This window comes from Lutispora thermophila DSM 19022 (assembly GCF_900142105.1).
Taxonomy (GTDB): Bacteria; Bacillota; Clostridia; order Lutisporales; family Lutisporaceae; genus Lutispora; species Lutispora thermophila.
Map to the genome: position 1 here is coordinate 353,701 of NZ_FQZS01000003.1, position 17,514 is coordinate 371,214.

Annotated in this window: 16 protein-coding genes; all 16 read left to right on the forward strand. The window is 37.5% G+C overall.

The window, feature by feature from the left end; genetic code table 11:
- Positions 1 to 327: 327 nt before the first annotated feature.
- The 16 genes from larE (at position 328) to BUB48_RS01860 (ending at position 17,495) form a co-directional block, all read left to right on the forward strand.
- On the forward strand, positions 328 to 1,074 hold the full coding sequence (gene larE / locus BUB48_RS01780) for an ATP-dependent sacrificial sulfur transferase LarE (RefSeq protein ID WP_073023879.1): 747 nt from the start codon (positions 328 to 330) through the stop codon (positions 1,072 to 1,074).
- Positions 1,071 to 1,832, forward strand: coding sequence for a nickel pincer cofactor biosynthesis protein LarB (larB, locus tag BUB48_RS01785; protein ID WP_073023881.1), 762 nt, complete (start codon positions 1,071 to 1,073; stop codon positions 1,830 to 1,832). The genes larE and larB overlap by 4 nt, the downstream gene beginning before the upstream one ends.
- A 2-nt stretch (positions 1,833 to 1,834) precedes the next feature.
- Entirely contained in the window at positions 1,835 to 3,052 is a 1,218-nt protein-coding gene (gene larC / locus BUB48_RS01790) for a nickel pincer cofactor biosynthesis protein LarC (RefSeq protein ID WP_073023883.1), read from the forward strand.
- A gap of 210 nt (positions 3,053 to 3,262) precedes the next feature.
- The gene (locus BUB48_RS01795; RefSeq protein ID WP_073023885.1) at positions 3,263 to 4,852 is read left to right on the forward strand and encodes an ABC transporter substrate-binding protein; all 1,590 of its coding nucleotides are present in this window, start codon (positions 3,263 to 3,265) and stop codon (positions 4,850 to 4,852) included.
- Between the two features lie 129 nt (positions 4,853 to 4,981).
- The gene (locus tag BUB48_RS01800; RefSeq protein WP_073023887.1) at positions 4,982 to 5,977 is read left to right on the forward strand and encodes an ABC transporter permease; all 996 of its coding nucleotides are present in this window, start codon (positions 4,982 to 4,984) and stop codon (positions 5,975 to 5,977) included.
- Positions 5,974 to 6,798: an ABC transporter permease gene (locus BUB48_RS01805; RefSeq protein ID WP_073023889.1), complete on the forward strand. Its 825-nt coding sequence runs from the start codon at positions 5,974 to 5,976 to the stop codon at positions 6,796 to 6,798. Before BUB48_RS01800 ends, BUB48_RS01805 begins: the two co-directional genes overlap by 4 nt.
- Positions 6,799 to 6,808: 10 nt before the next feature.
- Positions 6,809 to 7,744: an ABC transporter ATP-binding protein gene (locus BUB48_RS01810; RefSeq protein ID WP_073023891.1), complete on the forward strand. Its 936-nt coding sequence runs from the start codon at positions 6,809 to 6,811 to the stop codon at positions 7,742 to 7,744.
- Complete coding sequence (locus BUB48_RS01815) at positions 7,734 to 8,336, forward strand: ABC transporter ATP-binding protein (RefSeq protein WP_073023893.1); 603 nt, start codon at positions 7,734 to 7,736, stop codon at positions 8,334 to 8,336. Before BUB48_RS01810 ends, BUB48_RS01815 begins: the two co-directional genes overlap by 11 nt.
- A gap of 247 nt (positions 8,337 to 8,583) precedes the next feature.
- Entirely contained in the window at positions 8,584 to 9,135 is a 552-nt protein-coding gene (yfcE, locus tag BUB48_RS01820; protein WP_073023895.1) for a phosphodiesterase, read from the forward strand.
- A 576-nt stretch (positions 9,136 to 9,711) separates the two neighbouring features.
- A complete protein-coding gene (abc-f, locus tag BUB48_RS01830) occupies positions 9,712 to 11,595 on the forward strand; it encodes a ribosomal protection-like ABC-F family protein (protein WP_073023899.1) in 1,884 nt (627 codons plus the stop codon).
- Between the two features lie 630 nt (positions 11,596 to 12,225).
- A complete protein-coding gene (gene dgt / locus BUB48_RS01835) occupies positions 12,226 to 13,677 on the forward strand; it encodes a dGTP triphosphohydrolase (RefSeq protein ID WP_073023901.1) in 1,452 nt (483 codons plus the stop codon).
- A 175-nt stretch (positions 13,678 to 13,852) separates the two neighbouring features.
- Entirely contained in the window at positions 13,853 to 14,029 is a 177-nt protein-coding gene (locus BUB48_RS17940) for a hypothetical protein (RefSeq protein ID WP_175548327.1), read from the forward strand.
- 776 nt (positions 14,030 to 14,805) lie between these two features.
- Positions 14,806 to 15,762: a HEPN domain-containing protein gene (locus BUB48_RS01845; protein ID WP_073023905.1), complete on the forward strand. Its 957-nt coding sequence runs from the start codon at positions 14,806 to 14,808 to the stop codon at positions 15,760 to 15,762.
- Between the two features lie 183 nt (positions 15,763 to 15,945).
- Positions 15,946 to 16,416, forward strand: coding sequence for an abortive infection system antitoxin AbiGi family protein (locus tag BUB48_RS01850; protein ID WP_073023907.1), 471 nt, complete (start codon positions 15,946 to 15,948; stop codon positions 16,414 to 16,416).
- Positions 16,417 to 16,467: 51 nt separating this feature from the next.
- On the forward strand, positions 16,468 to 16,725 hold the full coding sequence (locus tag BUB48_RS01855; RefSeq protein ID WP_073023909.1) for a hypothetical protein: 258 nt from the start codon (positions 16,468 to 16,470) through the stop codon (positions 16,723 to 16,725).
- 254 nt (positions 16,726 to 16,979) lie between these two features.
- A complete protein-coding gene (locus BUB48_RS01860; protein WP_073023911.1) occupies positions 16,980 to 17,495 on the forward strand; it encodes an AAA family ATPase in 516 nt (171 codons plus the stop codon).
- Positions 17,496 to 17,514: the final 19 nt, after the last annotated feature.

Genomic DNA, 17,514 nt, shown 5'->3' on the forward strand with positions numbered 1-17,514 from the left:
GCGTATTCCGACTCTGAGCAATAATTGCGATAATATTCCTGTGGGTGCTAACGATTTGAATATTGGCAAGCTGATCCAGGATGTTACTTATGAAATAGGGAAAATATGTAAGCAACTACCGCCTATTCGTTGAAGTTGGATATTGTTTTCAAGGAAGAAATATGTTACAATGATTTGGACAGTAAGAAGCTGTCCTTGCTAATGCAGAAGCATTAGGTTTTTGAGACAAAACAAGAATCAATATTGCGTGAATCGTATGCTAATGAAGCACACATATCCTCTGAAGGGGATGTTTGTGCTTTATTTTTTTGAAATTGAGGTGATTATTTGACTCTATATGATTTTTTTGTGAAAAATCCGAAAGTTGCAGTTGCATTTTCCGGAGGCGTGGATTCTTCATATCTTCTGTATGCGGCAAAGCAGTATGCGCAGAAGGTATGTGCTTACTATGTAAAATCCCAATTCCAGCCCCGATTTGAGCTTGACGATGTTGTCCGATTGGCAGATGAACTGAAAGCTGATTTGAAAATAATGAATATTAATGTTCTTCAGGCTCCTTGTGTAAGTGATAATCCGACTGATCGTTGTTATTATTGCAAAAAAGCAATTTTCAATGAAATCATCCGTGTTGCAAAGTCAGATGGATTCTTGGTGTTGCTGGATGGAACAAATGCGTCGGATGATGCCGATGATCGTCCTGGAATGAAAGCATTGCATGAATTGTCCGTCTTCTCCCCTTTACGGGAATGCGGATTGACGAAAGCAGAAATTAGAAGATTATCTAAAGAAGCAGGATTATTCACATGGGACAAGCCTGCCTATGCCTGTCTTGCCACAAGAATTCCAACCGGCGAGAAAATAACTTCTGAAAAATTGGAAGCAACCGAAGCAGCAGAAGATTTTCTGTTTTCGCTGGGATTTACGGATTTCCGCGTTCGCTGGCAGGATGGAAACGCAAAAATCCAATTGCTGGAGGATCAATGGCCGCTGCTTCTGGAACATAGAAAAGCCATTATGGACAAACTGAAGATGTATTATAAATCCGTGGTTCTTGATCTGGAGGTGAGAGGATGAACACAGATATTCGAAAACTGCTGGAAGGTGTCAGTGATGGAACGGTATCCATTGATGATGCCCTTTTGAAGCTGAAAACAAAGCCTTTTGAGGATATTGGCTATGCAAAAGTGGATATGCACAGAAAATTGCGGCAGGGAACAGCAGAGGTGATCTACGGCGCAGGAAAAACACCGGAACAGATAATCGGAATTGCTGAGACGATGCTGAAAAATGGACAGAACACCATTCTTATTACTCGTCTTTCAGCAGAAACAGCTTCTGAAATAGGCAAATACCATCCTCTGAATTACTACAAAGATGCACGATGTGGAATTATTGGCCCAATGCCCGTTCCTGACGGCAGCGGGAAAGTTGTTGTGGCCACCGGCGGTACCAGTGATATTCCTGTAGCAGAAGAAGCAGCTTTAACAGCAGCAGTTCTTGGCAATGAGGTAGTACGTCTTTATGATGTCGGTGTGGCAGGTCTGCATCGAATACTTGCCCATCTTGATGACATTATGAGTGCAAGCGTCATCATTGCCATTGCTGGAATGGAAGGCGCACTTGCCAGTGTGATCGGAGGTCTTGCCGACTGTCCGGTTATTGCTGTTCCGACCAGTGTAGGATATGGAGCGTCCTTTAACGGGCTTTCTGCTCTTTTATCCATGCTTAATTCCTGCGCCAGCGGTGTGTCGGTAGTCAATATTGATAATGGATTTGGAGCCGGGTATCTTGCAAATATGATCAACCACATGAATGTGAGGAAAGAGAGTTAATTATGAGAATATTGTATCTTGATTGCAGTATGGGGGCAGCAGGCGATATGCTGGCAGCTGCTCTGCTTGAGCTGCTTCCCAATCCTGAAGAATTTATAAAAGAATTGAATGCACTTGACATTCCGGGTGTCGTTTTTAAAAATGAGCCGTCTGTAAAATGCGGTATCACCGGAACGCATATGATTGTAACGGTTAATGGTGAAGAGGAAGAAAGCTACGATCACCATCATGAACATCATAACCATGACCACGACCATAATCATGGTCACAGTCACCATCATCACAACGGTTTGCATGACATTGAGCATATCGTTCGCGGGCATCTTGCACTTCCACGGAAAGTCCAGGATGATGTTATGGCTGTATATGGTCTGATTGCGGAAGCCGAAAGCCATGTCCATGGAGTTCCAGTATCGGAAATTCATTTCCATGAGGTCGGTACAATGGATGCGATTGCCGATATCACAGCAGTTTGTATGTTGATGGATCGCCTTGCTGTTGATGAAGTTATTGTATCTCCTGTCCATGTAGGCAGTGGACAAGTCAAATGTGCCCATGGAATCCTGCCGGTTCCGGCTCCCGCTACAGCATACATTCTAAGAGATGTCCCGATTTATGGTGGTGCTATCCGTGGTGAGCTTTGCACGCCTACCGGAGCTGCTCTGCTCAAACATTTTGCTACACGTTTCGGTAGCATACCTGTGATGAAAACACAGAGCATTGGCTACGGTATGGGTAAAAAGGACTTTGAAGCAGCCAACTGTATCCGTGCGATGCTTGGCGAAACTGATTATGCCGGGGATCATATCTGTGAACTGAGCTGCAATGTGGATGACATGACCGGTGAAGCCATTGGATTTGCCATGGACAGATTGTTTGAAGCCGGTGCATTGGACGTTTACACCATTCCAATCGGAATGAAAAAATCCCGTCCCGGTATACTGATTAATGTTATGTGCCGTGAAAATGATAAGAAAACCATCATTCAGACCATTTTCAAACACACAACAACCATCGGTATCCGTGAGAATATGCTCCGCAGATATGTTCTTGATAGACACATGGAGACAGTAGAGACTGCTTACGGTTCTGTTCGCTGCAAGGTTTCATCAGGTTACGGAGTGGAACGCAAAAAATATGAGTACGAAGATATTTCAAGTATTGCAAAAGAGAATAACCTTTCAATGGAGGCTGTTTTGTTAAAAATTGAGAAAAAGTAGATAATATCAACTTCAGGGGAGGTTTGTGGAGCGAGCTGAACCTTGAAAAAATCATCAAGAACTATTTGAGAGGTCTTATCTATCCTGATTTGTTTTCATTGTGCATGAAGTCGGTGTGAGTAAATAAATCTAATCAGAGAATTGGCTGTAAGATGGTGCCTCTACTGAAAGATTCTGGTTCAAGTTCAACATGAAAGGAAGAAATTATATATGAGAATGAAAAGATTTTTTGCTATTTTTCTTGCTGTGTTCATGATTATAAGCATGACTGCTTGCGGAAGTGAAACAAGCAATAATGGCAAAAAAGACAGCGTGGTTATAGCGATCGGATCCGAACCGGAAACCCTTGACCCGACTCAGGGTTGGGGACATGGTAATTCTCCTATCGTCCAGAGCACGTTGGTGAAATACACAGCGGATCTGACTTTTGAGAACGATCTGGCTACGGGTTATGAATTGTCTCCGGATGGTCTGATATGGACTTTCACCATTCGTGACGATGCTTATTTTACTGATGGTGAAAAGGTAACCGCAGCTGACGTTGCCTTTACTCTTGAAACTGCAAAAACTGCACAGGGTTCTGTTGACCTTACCTATATGGAAAGTGCTGTTGCACAGGATGATACCACTGTTGTCATCACTCTTTCAAAACCGACTTCTATTTTCCTCAATACCCTTGCATCCATTGGTATCGTACCGGAACATGCATATGGTGAGGATTACGGCACTAATCCCATCGGTTCCGGTCCCTATAAGTTTGTAGAATGGAAACCACAGGAACAGATCATCTTTACAGCAAACGAGAATTACTACGGCGATGTTCCTGCCATTAAAAATGTAACTGTTGTATTTATGTCTGAGGATGCTGCCCTTGCTGCCGTTCAGGCTGGTGAAGTTGATGTTGCCTACTCCACCGCAACTCTCGGCACTACTGAAGTTAAGGGCTACCATGTAGAGGCGATCACTTCTGTTGATAACCGTGGTTTCACCCTGCCTGTTCTTCCCAACGAAGGAAAAACTACTGAAAGCGGTGTACCGATCGGTAATAATATTACCTGCAATCTGGAAATCCGTCAGGCAATCGCCCATGCTATCGACCGTAAGCAGATTGCTGATGTGGTTCTGAACGGCTTCGGCAGACCTGCCTATTCTGAAAACGACGGTATGCCTTGGAACAATCCTGATGTCAAAATCGAAACAGATGTTGAATATGCCAAGAAGCTTCTCGCAGATGCTGGTTGGTCTGATACCGATGGTGACGGCATTGTTGAGAAAGATGGTCTGAAGGCTGAATTCAAATGCGTTTATCCTTCTGGCGACTCCGTGCGCCAGGCAATTGGCATGGCTGCTGCAGAACAGCTGCAGGCTATCGGAATCAAAGTAAATGTTGAAGGCATGAGCTGGGATGACATCATGAAGGTTATGTTCTCCGAAGCGGTTTTGATGGGTTGGGGTTCTGCGAGTCCGAACGAAACTTACTACCTGTACCGCTCTGAAGGCGCTTTGCTGGATGACTTCTATAATCCGGAAGGTTACATGAACGATGTGACTGATGGTTACCTTAATGCTGCAATGGCTGCACTGACAGTAGATGAAGCCAATGAGAACTGGCAGAAAGTTCAGTGGGATGGCATTACCGGTACCGCTATGAAGGGCGAGTGTCCTTGGGTCTGGATCGTCAATCTGGATCATGTAACCTATGTTCGAGATGGTCTTTCCATAGGTGAACAGCCGATTCATGGTCATGGTCACGGCCTGCCGCTGATTCAGAACCTGAACGAATGGGCTTGGACTGAATAATTATTAATGAAGAATCAGCCTACTGCATCATATTGGTGCGGCAGGCTGTTCTTAAAAAAGCTCTGTCGGTTTTTATAAGAGAACATTTTGCCGTTTGTTTATAAAAGCTGATAGAAATGAGGTGTGGTGATGAAAGGGACATTGGGACGGATTGTCCGTATCTTTGTGACTTGTAGCATAAAAATCATATCATTGCTGTTTGCTGTGAGTATTATATCATTTGTGCTTGTCACTGTGTCTCCTATTGATCCTGTGCAGCAGTATATATTAGGACTCGGGACAGCAATATCGCCAGAAAAACGTGCCCAAATCGAGGATTATTGGGGCGTCAACGAACCTCCTGTGGAGCGGTATTTTACATGGCTTACCGAGCTTTTGCGGGGAAATCTAGGTGAATCTGCGATTTACCGTAGACCTGTTGCAGATATTATCGGAGAACGTTTTGTCAATTCATTTGCTTTGATGTTTTGTGCTTGGCTGTTTTCCGGTGTGATTGGTTTTGCACTCGGCTGTATCATGGGCATGTACCGGGGCAAATTGCCGGACAAGATACTGAAAAAAGTGTGCTATATCCTCAGCTCCGTGCCGATGTTCTGGCTGGGACTGTTGTTCCTTTTAATCTTTGCCGTATGGCTCAGATGGTTCCCCATTGGCTTTTCCTCCCCAGTAGGTGTACTTAGTGAGAATGTGACATTATGGCAGAAAATTCATCATCTGATTCTGCCAGCATTTACATTAAGTCTGATGTCTTTTGCTAATATTGCGCTGCATACCCGTCAGAAACTGGTGGATGTCATGAACAGCGAATATGTCTTATTCGCCAAAGCCAGAGGGGAAGGACAATGGACTATATTGCGCCGTCATGGCCTGCGAAACATTCTGCTTCCTGCATTGACTTTGCAGTTTGCATCCTTCGCAGAATTGTTCGGTGGTTCAGTAATGGCTGAGAATGTATTCAGTTATCCTGGACTTGGTAGTGCTGTTTCTGCAGCCGGATTACAGGGAGATGTGCCATTGCTTCTTGGTGTGACTTTATTCTCCGCTATGTTTGTCTGCGTAGGTAATATGATCGCCAATCTGCTCTATGGTGTGGTTGATCCTCAGATTCGGGAGGTGGGAGAATGAAGAGTTTGAATCACAGAACAAAAGTAGTTATTCTGACCGCTGTCATGTTTGTATTATTAGTCGCTGTTTACGCTTGCGGTATACTTATTTCGGAAGAAGCTGTAACAGGCAGTTTCTTAAATGCGAAACGTCCTCCGTGTTTGGAACATCCCTTTGGAACTGATGCGCTGGGACGAGACCTGTTTTTGCGCACATTAAAAGGATTGTCTGTAAGCATCACTGTCGGATTGGTTGCATCCCTCATAAGCGCTGTGATTGCAGTATTAGTTGGGATTGCAGCAGCAAACGGTTCCAAATGGGTCGATGCCCTGATCAACTGGATCATTGACCTCGTGATGAGCGTACCCCATACGATTTTGATTATTTTGATATCTTTTGCCCTTGGACGTGGTTTGAAAGGTTTGCTTATGGGTATCGCAGCAACGCACTGGTGCAGTCTTGCCCGACTGATCCGAGGAGAAGTCTTGCAGCTTCGCTCACAACAATATGTTGCCGTATCACGCAAGCTTGGAAAGTCCAGCGGATGGATTCTGACAAATCACTTGCTGCCCCATTTGGTTCCCCAGTTCTTTGTTGGATTGATTCTCATGTTTCCCCATGCGATTTTGCATGAAGCATCCATTTCCTTTCTGGGTTTTGGATTGCCGCCGGAACAGCCAGCGATCGGTATCATTTTATCGGAAAGCATGCGTTATTTATCAACAGGCATGTGGTGGATTGCGGTGTTGCCCGGTCTGACACTTGTGTTGATCGTATTGCTTATAGACAAGTTTGGAGATCACCTGCGTATGATACTTGATCCATACAGTGCGCAGGAATAAGGAGAGCAAAATGGAACAAAAGAAAGAAACTCTACTTGAAATACATGATTTATCCGTTTCCTTTCGTATGTATGATCACGGACTGGAGCAGAAGGATTTGAAAGCCATTTCTGATTTGCATCTGACAGTGCACTCCGGAGAGATCGTTGCGATTGCCGGTTCTTCCGGTTCAGGCAAAAGTCTGTTGGCATCTGCTATTCTGGACATTCTTCCGGATAATGCAACTGTGCAGGGACATATGCACTATAAAGGACAGGAACTTACTCGGGAACGTCAAAAACAGTTGCGAGGGACCAAGATTGCTCTGGTACCTCAGTCTGTGGCATATCTTGATCCCCTGATGAAAATAGGTCCACAGGCAGACGGACACTATAAACCGAAGCCGACTGAGAAGAGAAGAAAACTGTTTGAGCGTTTTCAACTACCCGAACATACAGAAAAACTCTATCCGTTTCAGCTATCGGGGGGCATGGCAAGGCGTGTGCTGGTATCAACTGCCTTGATAACAGATGCAGAACTGATAATCGCGGATGAACCGACACCAGGTATGAGTCTTGAACAGGCACTGGAAGCTTTGCGAATGTTCCGAGAGATGGCGGATGAAGGTAAGGCTGTCATTCTTATTACTCACGATATGGACTTGGCGTTTGAGTTTGCAGACCGTGTTGCTGTTTTTTATGCAGGCACGACTGTTGAAACAGCACTGGCTTCCGATTTCAAAACAGGTCCCGAAGCTTTACGCCATCCCTATTCCAAGGCTTTGTGGAAAGCCCTGCCACAAAACGGTTTTGAGCCGATTCCCGGTTTTCAGCCCTATGCAGGAAGTCTGCCGAAAGGATGCTTGTTTGCGCCCCGTTGTCCATATAAAACGGAACAATGTGAGAAACAGGTACCACCAGTGCGTGAGATCAGAGGTGGAGAAGTGAGGTGTTATCATGGCGCTTGAAGCAAAAAACATTTATTTTCGCTATGATCGTAAACAGCCATGGATACTGGAAGATTGCAGCGTGAGAGTTGAAAAAGGTGAACGTTTGGCAATCTTCGCCCCAAGTGGCTATGGTAAAACCACACTTGCCATGCTGTTGGCGGGATATTTGGAACCAGCGAAAGGACAGATACTGCTGGATGAGAAACCGTTGCCCAAGAGAGGAATATGTCCGGTGCAGCTAATCTATCAGCATCCGGAAAAGGCGATTAATCCACGTTGGAGATTGAAACGAGTTCTTGAAGAAAGCGGACAACTCAGAGAAGATGTATTGGACGCTTTTGGTATTGAACGAGCATGGCTTGATCGTTTTCCACGGGAACTTTCAGGCGGAGAGTTGCAAAGATTTTGTGTGGCAAGGGCACTCATGAGCGGTGCAGAATATATTATCTGTGATGAAATCAGCACCATGATGGATGTGATTACGCAGGCTCAGATTTGGAATGTTGTTTTAAAAGAGGCTGGAAAAAGAAACATGGGAATCATTGCCGTGACACATAATAAACATCTGGCTGAGAGAATCGCGACAAGAACGATTGACCTATCCATATAAGGGTAGGTCAACTGTCTTAATGGAAAAATACCTTTTTAGGAGTATCTGTTGATATAAGGAACGAAAGCCTTGCTTCTTTCACTTGGTATTCTTTTAGGATAAAATTCCCTTGACAAATCTCATCTAAATAAAAGATTGGGGTACTTTGCACAAAGCATATGATGAACAGGTAAAGGTGAGAAATGTAGAAAGAATAAAATTTATGTGATAACATAATCTTAATCTATAGCTTTGAGGAGGAAATGGTATGAAATTAATGATAGCATCTGACATTCATGGTTCAGCTTATTACTGTGGTAAGATGATAAATGCATATAAAGAAGAAAAAGCAGATAAGTTATTGCTGCTTGGGGATCTTTTGTATCATGGCCCCAGAAACGATTTGCCTAAGGATTATGATCCAAAGAAGGTAATAAACATGTTGAATGATATAGCTGATGAAATATTGTGTGTGAGAGGCAATTGTGAAGCAGAAGTGGACCAGATGGTTCTGAAATTCCCTATAATGGCTGAGTACTGCATATTATACCTTCATAATCGCATGGTGTTTGCCACTCATGGGCATAAGTACAATGAAGAAAATCCACCATCATTGAAAAAGGGAGATATTTTACTAAATGGACACACCCATATCCCTAAATTTACTAAGCATGAGAATTATTATTACATCAATCCGGGCTCTGTATCTATACCCAAAGGTGGAAGCAACAACGGTTATATAGTGCTGGAGAATGGTGAATTTATTTGGAAGGATTTTGATGGCAATTGTTCTTATTTGGCCAGAAACAACCTAGTATAGGGAAAAACAATTTAATTAGAAAAAAAACTGGTTTTTTATATATAAATATCATTGTAAATTCTTTTTGTTTCTGCTAAACTATGAAATAGCAATCAGGAGGTGAAATGATGAACATTATAATCTCGGTTAACACAATTTTGGATAGACTTGCTCATGTTGTTTCTTCAATTACAGCAAATAATAGCATCCAAGGGGGTAGTCTGTCGTAAATTGCATATTATGTTAACTGAGCAAGTGAATCATCATTTTATATATATTGTAATATACCCGGGTACGATTTGCTTGCCCGGGTTTTATTATACTCAAATAACAATTTTCATTAGGTATATATCATAACCTTGCATATCTGAAGTTTGAGTCTGAAATACCTGGGCAGTATCTACGCTTGCCCAGGTATTTTGGATTTTGAAGGAAAGTGTGCTTTCCTTCAAAAAGGGGGATGCAAGGGGTAACTCCTCCTGCCGGCCAAGGATGGTGCTCAAGATTCGAAGCATCCGTCGAAGGGAATCATGGGATTCCCTAGCGAAAAAAATGGGAAGCAACTTTTTTGTACCCAGGTGGAAGGGAGTTAATAATATGATAGAAATTGGTTTAAAAAACTTAGAGAAATATTACGGCGCAAATCATGTGCTGAAAGGTGTTACTTTTGAAATCATGCAAGGAGAGAGAATAGGCCTTCTGGGTAAAAACGGTGCAGGGAAAACTACCCTTTTTAAAATATTAGCGGGTGTGGAAGGTATCGATGGTGGAAGCAAAATGGTCAGAAAAGGTGCAACCGTTGGTCTTCTTGATCAGATACCTGATTTTCCAGAATCATATACAGTCTATGATGTGCTTTACTCCGCCTTTGATGATCTGATGAAAATTCATAATCAGATGAAGGAGTTGGAAAAGATAATGGAGAAAGCGGTTACAGATGCTGTTTTAAGAAGATATGGTAATCTTCAGCAGCTTTTTGAAGCTAAAGATGGATATTCCATAGAAGGCAATATAAATCGCATATGTATAGGCTTAAAGATTGACAATGATATGGCATCAAGAGAATTTAACAAGTTAAGCGGCGGTGAAAAGACAAGGATAATGCTTGGAAGGCTCATGCTGGAGAAACCGGACATACTTTTGCTTGATGAGCCGACTAATCATCTGGACTTGAGTTCCATAGAATGGCTGGAGAATTTTTTCAGTGAGTATAAAGGCACTGCTATAATAATATCTCATGACAGATATTTTTTAGACAAGGTAGTAAACAGAATTGTGGAGATAGTAGACGGAAAAGCTGAACTTTATGAAGGTAACTATTCTTACTATGTGAAAGAAAAGCAGCAGAGATATGAAATACAGCTGGCAAAATATAATGAGGAGCAAAAGAAAATAAAGCAGTTGGAAGAAGCGGCAAAGAGGATGCACGAATGGGCAAAAATAGCCGATAACGGAGCCATGCACAAGAGAGCTTTCAGCATAGAAAAGAGGATTGAGAGAATGGAAAAGACAGATAAACCTGTAAGTGAAAGAAGCATTAATGGAGGTTTCTCTCAATGTGATTTTTCAAGCAAAGATGTAGTTTTGGCTAAAGGACTTAAAAAGTATTACGGAGATAAAAAGGTTATAGAAAATCTGGATTTGCTCATTCGGAAGAATGAAAATGTAGCAATACTGGGGGATAACGGTTCAGGAAAGTCTACATTGATTAAGATTATTACAGGGGAAGTAAAGCCTGATGGAGGAACCATAAAGTTGGGGGATAGCATGAGATTTGCCTATCTTCCACAGATTGTAACCTTTGACAATCCAAAGCTAAGCATTTTGGAAACGGTGATTCAGGAGTTAAACATGCAGGAAGGTCCTGCAAGAAGCCTCATGGCTAAATATAAATTCAAGCAGGAAGATGTGCATAAAACAGTAGAAAATCTCTCCGGTGGTGAAAAGAGCAGGCTGAGACTTTGCATCATGATGCAGAAGGATGTGAATCTACTCATACTGGATGAGCCAACAAACCATTTGGACATTGTCTCAAGAGAATGGCTTGAGAGTGCACTGGAGGACTTCTCGGGCACACTGGTATTCGTATCCCATGACAGATACTTTATCAACAAGTTTGCAAGCAGAATATGTGAGATGGTTGACGGAAATATAGAAGACTATTATGGCGACTATGAATACTATAAGGAAAGAAAAGCAATAAAGCAGGAGCAAAAAGAATCTCTTCCGGTGAAAAAAGAAAAAGTGAAGAGAGAGAAAGGTGAAAAGCCCAATAAGAAGGAAGACGATTCTTATAAAAAGCTGGAGGAGTTAGAAAACCTGATAAACAGCCTTGAAGAAAAGCTAAAAGATATCAACATATCTATGGAAAATTCAGGTGATGATTATGAAGCATTGAGTTCACTCTATGATGAGAAAACAACCATTGAAGAAGAACTTGACACCCTATATGAACAATGGGTTTCACTGAATGATATATAGCAGCATGGCAAACGTCATGCTGCATTTTTGTGGTAATGTTACAGAATTAGAGATAATATGTAGAAATAACCAATATTATATGGTATATTTATTGTAATAAGTAAAAGTATGGAAAGTATTGAGTGTCAATACGGCGGAAAATAGGACAAGCTATATTTAAAAATAGACTTAGAGAGACTATTTCCCGGGCAAATTTGTAAAGAAAAGTATATTTTTGTTGCTTGCAACATTCATTAGCAACACATAAACATGCGTATGTCTACGTCTGTAATACATAATAGGCTAAGGGAAAATTATGAGCTTCTTCACAAGCTAATTAATACTCTATATAAATTATCTTACTTCTTTGAAATATAAGAAGATGTAAAAATAGCAGGGTAATATATATAAGCTATTTTGCTTTATTAGCTATGCATGAGTTCCATATTCAATATTCAATTTAGATTTTTTATAACTTATAAAAATATAAGGATGTACTCTATGCTCTAAATAACACGATGATAATTTAAAGGAGGAAAAAATCAGTGTGTGATCACATCACATTTGTGTTCTTAAAAGGAGCTGCTTTAAGTGGATTAGTATCAAGATTATTAAAATATTTTATACAATTACTAAACAGGAGGGATATATATGAGGTTTGCTTGGGTTAAAGCTGACGAGAAAAATGCGATAAGATTTTTTAATGAAAATGAACATTCAATAAGAACAAAGTTTGAGAGAGATAGAGATAGGATACTTTATTCAAAGGCATTTAGAAGATTAAGTGGTAAAACTCAAATTTTTATATCAGGATATGATGATCATGCTAGAACGAGGCTTATACATACTCTTGAAGTTGCTCAAATAGCTAAAACAATTGGGAAGAATTTAGGATTAGATTTAGATTTAATTGAAGCTATAGCTATAGGCCATGATATTGGTCATACACCGTTTGGACATGCTGGTGAAAGGGCACTAAACTTAATTATGAATAATTGTGAAACGCTTAACAAGTTTGGGGTTAAGTTAAAGGATAGCGATAAAGGGTTTAAGCATAATTTTCAAGGAGTTCGCCAAGTTGTAGATATTGAAAGTATTTCTAATAATTACAAAGGTCTTAATTTAACCAATTATACATTATGTGGAATATTAATTCATAGCAAGTATAATGCAAAAATGAAGTGTAAAAATGATTTAGTAAAAGATAAAGATAAGAGTACGAGCGATGAAACCATTTGTAATTATAGAAGCAAACGAAAAAAATGTAATAGTGAAGGTAATTTACTGTTCAATTATTATAAAAAATATATAGATTTAATAAAAATAGATAACTCTTGGACTATAGAAGCGTTAGTAGTTAAAATTGCTGATGAAATAGCACAAAGACATCATGATGTTGAGGATGGATTAATTGCTGGATTAATAAAATCTGCAGATCTTTATGATGTGTTCATAGATATATTTAGAAAATATATGACAAAAGAAGATATTAGAATATTGGAAGCGATAAAAAATGAAACAGATTTAGAACTATTATTGCCATTATATTCAAAGCTAATAGTCAATTTTTTTGTAATGAATCTCATTAATCAATCTAAAGTTAATATTAGAAATTTAATAATTAATTTTGATATAAAGTCAAACGAAGATTTTCATCATCTAAAGTCACAAATTTATAACAAAGTAGATATTAGCAAATTAATTAACTATGATAAAGAGCTTTATGAATTAGAAGATGAATTTCAAGACTATTTGTATAATTCGATACTAAATTCTCATAAAGTACAGAGCATGGATGGAAAGGCATATTATATTATTAGACAGTTATTTAAAGCATACTTATCAAATCCACAGCAATTACCGGATATTGTAATACAAAATTTTTTTAATGACATAATTAAGAATGGAATGTTTGAGAAAAGTGAAATGACAGTTGGAGAAATGAGGACAGTGCTAAGAAAAAATTATGATCAAAATCCTTATGATGGATGGAAGGCTCTACTCTTAAGGAATATTACTGATTATATTGCTGAAATGACAGATAATATGGCATATGAACAATATAATTTGCTTTATGGGCCCACAAAGAACTATAGATTATAAGAGAGCAGATATTATAGTTGTATCTGACACAGTGAAACTATTTATGATATTTGGACAAGTATCTAAGAAGGGTATCCACCATGCTTGCAAAATATGATTTATCTTAGGTAAAGATATGACAGGCATATTAGATATTCAACAATGTTAAAGTAAAATTAGAAGGGATAATTATATTATGAATAAGTTTACCGAGATTTTTAATAAAAATTCTATTAAAATAAACAAGGAGTTTATAAACATTATATTACTTATAGATAGAGTTTTTGATATAGAAATAGAACTTTTTGAATTAATAGGTTGGACTGTTAAACCTGAAATTCAAGCAATAAAAAAAATTACACTGTTACCATGAGTGGCTTTTATAAAAGTCTATTAAGTATTTATAGTGCTTATGATTTAAATATAAAAGGACAATATGGGTCAGCCAGAATACTTCTTAGACATGCTTTTGAATACTTATTACTTGCGAAGTATTGCAGTTTAAGTAAAAATTATATATTAATCAAAAAATGGGAAAATGGGGAGGATATTTATTTAGGAAGAGAAATTATTCCTCATCTAACAGAGTCTTTACAAAAAAGATTTAAAAATTTTTGGAAATTATTGTGTCAGTTCACACATGCTTCTGTTTATTCGCAGCAGGTACAAATTGATGCAGAAAAAAATGAAATGGATATTAACTTGAACTTTTCATTTATTATAGCTTTTTTGGAGATGAATTATCATCTCTTAAATAGACATGTTATTAACAACTCTATGAAATTCTATTTTGAAAGTTATGCTAAAGGAAATGAGATACATAAATTCAAACAGCTTAAACTTTAAAATGAGAAAGTTATTTAAAGACTCAAAAAGATTATTGTCGAAAGAAACAAAAAATATAATAAAAGATTATATATCAACTTGGAATATAAAACCATAGAAATTATATTACATAATTTATATTGAATTGATTTGTAATAATAAGAGATTTATATGACATGTATTTACTGAAAGGTTATAGTGGATAAATATCTAAATGCAACTTTTTTCAATTACGACTCTAAGATTGTTACTTTAAGGGTCTAGCTATTAAAATATTAATACATTATTCAAAACCACTAGTAAGTATAAAAATACGGAGGAAATATGAAAGAAAAATTTGCATTTATTGCTTTTAGTGAAAGCTCATCAAAAATTAATGAAGAAATATATTTATCTGATGAATTAAAAATATATCCTAGAATGCCATTCAATATAGATGATTACTGGGAAAAATGGCTAGGAGCCATAAAAATAAGTGCAATTAAAAATTCAAACCTTGTTATTTACAGCAGCAAGATAACAGATAATCCAGATATAATTGATCAAGGACATGAATATGTTAAACGAAGAGTTCTTGAATTTTATTATTCATTAGCTCTTTATGGTGTTCCAAGATATTCTGAAGCTAATATGATTATTGGATCAATTAATGAAGAAAGTGTCTCTATAAGAGGATTTTCATATTTGGATTATTTTCATTTTGTTTACAATGGTAATCCTAAAATTATTAACAAAATGGATATATTTGAGATTTATAAAATATATAAAGTATTATCTCAGATATATAGTGAATCTAATATTAAGCAAGACAAATATTTTAGGATAAGATATGGACTAAATGCATATTTTAAAGCGATTAAAGAAAAAGAAAATTATTACAGAATCTCTCAATTAGTTAGAGCTATTGAAGCATTAATAAAACCTAGGATTGGTAAGACAAAGAAAGATTTTGCCCATAGATGTAAAACCTTTGTAATTCCAAATCCGGATAGCGAAGCAATTCTTCAAGAGATTTATGAATTAAGGAATAAAGTAGAACATATTCATCCTCTTACAGAAGTATTTCCAACCATGTCAAGAGACGTTGCATCAGAAATAATAGATTCCCATGTAAGAAAGCTTGAGGAGATTGCAAGAAACATATATATAAAACTGTTTTTAAATCCTGATTTGCTGGATAGGTTTTTGAATAATAATTCAATTGACAAATTTTGGTCATTAAGCGATCAAGAAAGAGATAAATTATGGGGAAGTAAATTAGACATTAAAACGATCAAGTAATCATAAGCATGTTGACTCCTTATATAGTAGGATCTTTCGTGCTGGCAGGATAAGCTTCGGAATAGAGTCGGTAAATATGTCTTCGCTGAGATAGGAGTTATCTAGAATTCACATATGTCGGTTATGTGAAAACTTCATCCTCAATAATTGCTTTATGTTAATAAAGTAAATAGGAGGTAGAATATGTCGAGATTAAGCTCGGAAACTTTATTTCATTATGTAAGAAAAAAGGAATATTTAATTAGTATACTTAAGAATAATTTTCGCCCGAGGTATGTAATAGAAAAGTTTACTGTTGAATCAGGAGAGTTGATTAAAGCTGCTTTACCAATGCTTTGCTTTTGTGATATTACACTTTCAAGTATTGATGAACACGTGAAGTGGTATGGTAGATATGGTATTGGGATGAAGAAAGAATGGGCTTTAAAGAAAGGATTAACTCCAGTTCATTATTACAATCCAGAATCGCATGCTATGAAATATCTATCAAAAGCATTACTTTATATGAGACAGAAATTGAACAATGGAGAAAGTAATCCTGATTTAATATCAGATTATTATAATCTATGGTTTATGAAACCTTATATAGGAATGCAGTTTAATAGATTTGAGAAAAGTATTTCACCGAAAAAGTATTATGACGAAAGAGAATAGCGCTATATCCCATCAATCGATGAATTAAAGAGATTGGATGAGGGATTAAAGGTGTGGATTTTAGGTGATGAACTGGTTAGGTTTGAAAATGATGATTCATACAAGAATTACTTGAATAGAAGAATCGATGATTCAATTAGCCTAGATTTTTCTCCTCAAGATATATCGTATATTATAATCGACAAAGAGCAAGAACGTTCTGAAATAATTAAAGCTATTAAGGAAGCTAAAAGTCGTTTTGATACAGATACAAAAGAGCTTGTATTTAGTAAAATCATAAGTCTTGAACAGATTCTAAATGATTTTTAATTAAAAGATATGTGCAAATACTTCGCATAATCCGTATATTTGTAAAAATATTCGATAAGGCATATTATATATGCGAGCCACACACTTTATTAAGAATATTACAAAGGTAATTCTTTTTGTGTCATGATCAGGGACAAAGTAGAAACTAGATGTTATATGAAACTAAGATATAAGGATTTTTTTAAAAGTTTTTGAAATAAAGCAAACCATATGATAATGATAAAGAGACTAATAATTCTTTAGGAGAATGATTAATGAGTAAAGTTATTATATTCAGAGGAAAGGCAGCTACAGGGAAAACTTTTGTAACGAATTATCTAAGTAAGAAACTTAATATTGCAGTTATCCGTAAAGATGATATTTATGATAGTTTGTCAATGTATAATCTGGAACACTCAATAAATAATAGTGCTACATATGATATTATTGCAAAAATTATTCAGACTAATATAGATATTGGCAGTGATGTAATTGTTGATATTAGCTTAGCTCATAATCCATATTATGAACAGTTCTTATCAAAAATCGATTTTAAGAATTCAAAAGTTTATCAGTTCCTATGTATTTGCAGCGATAAAGAGGAATGGTGTAAAAGAATAGAAAAGAGATTGGCTAATCCTTTGCCCAATCAACTTTTCAAAAGTGCAAAAGAGGCAGATGAGTATTATAACAAACTTAATATTGAACCATTAGAAAAAGAGATTGTTATTGATAGTATAGATGATATATCTGTTATCTTAGAGAGAATTTATGATGTACTAAAGTTCTGACAGATATTATTGTTAATAA

Bases quoted from the DNA above. Each gene is read 5' to 3' on its own strand.
- BUB48_RS01860 (WP_073023911.1), top strand. From the start codon at position 16,980: ATGAGTAAAGTTATTATATTCAGAGGAAAGGCAGCTACAGGGAAAACT.
- BUB48_RS01850 (WP_073023907.1), top strand. From the start codon at position 15,946: ATGTCGAGATTAAGCTCGGAAACTTTATTTCATTATGTAAGAAAAAAG.
- yfcE (WP_073023895.1), top strand. From the start codon at position 8,584: ATGAAATTAATGATAGCATCTGACATTCATGGTTCAGCTTATTACTGT.
- dgt (WP_073023901.1), top strand. From the start codon at position 12,226: ATGAGGTTTGCTTGGGTTAAAGCTGACGAGAAAAATGCGATAAGATTT.
- larC (WP_073023883.1), top strand. From the start codon at position 1,835: ATGAGAATATTGTATCTTGATTGCAGTATGGGGGCAGCAGGCGATATG.
- BUB48_RS01810 (WP_073023891.1), top strand. From the start codon at position 6,809: ATGGAACAAAAGAAAGAAACTCTACTTGAAATACATGATTTATCCGTT.
- BUB48_RS01815 (WP_073023893.1), top strand. From the start codon at position 7,734: ATGGCGCTTGAAGCAAAAAACATTTATTTTCGCTATGATCGTAAACAG.
- BUB48_RS01845 (WP_073023905.1), top strand. From the start codon at position 14,806: ATGAAAGAAAAATTTGCATTTATTGCTTTTAGTGAAAGCTCATCAAAA.
- BUB48_RS17940 (WP_175548327.1), top strand. From the start codon at position 13,853: ATGAATAAGTTTACCGAGATTTTTAATAAAAATTCTATTAAAATAAAC.
- larB (WP_073023881.1), top strand. From the start codon at position 1,071: ATGAACACAGATATTCGAAAACTGCTGGAAGGTGTCAGTGATGGAACG.
- abc-f (WP_073023899.1), top strand. From the start codon at position 9,712: ATGATAGAAATTGGTTTAAAAAACTTAGAGAAATATTACGGCGCAAAT.
- BUB48_RS01795 (WP_073023885.1), top strand. From the start codon at position 3,263: ATGAGAATGAAAAGATTTTTTGCTATTTTTCTTGCTGTGTTCATGATT.
- BUB48_RS01800 (WP_073023887.1), top strand. From the start codon at position 4,982: ATGAAAGGGACATTGGGACGGATTGTCCGTATCTTTGTGACTTGTAGC.
- BUB48_RS01805 (WP_073023889.1), top strand. From the start codon at position 5,974: ATGAAGAGTTTGAATCACAGAACAAAAGTAGTTATTCTGACCGCTGTC.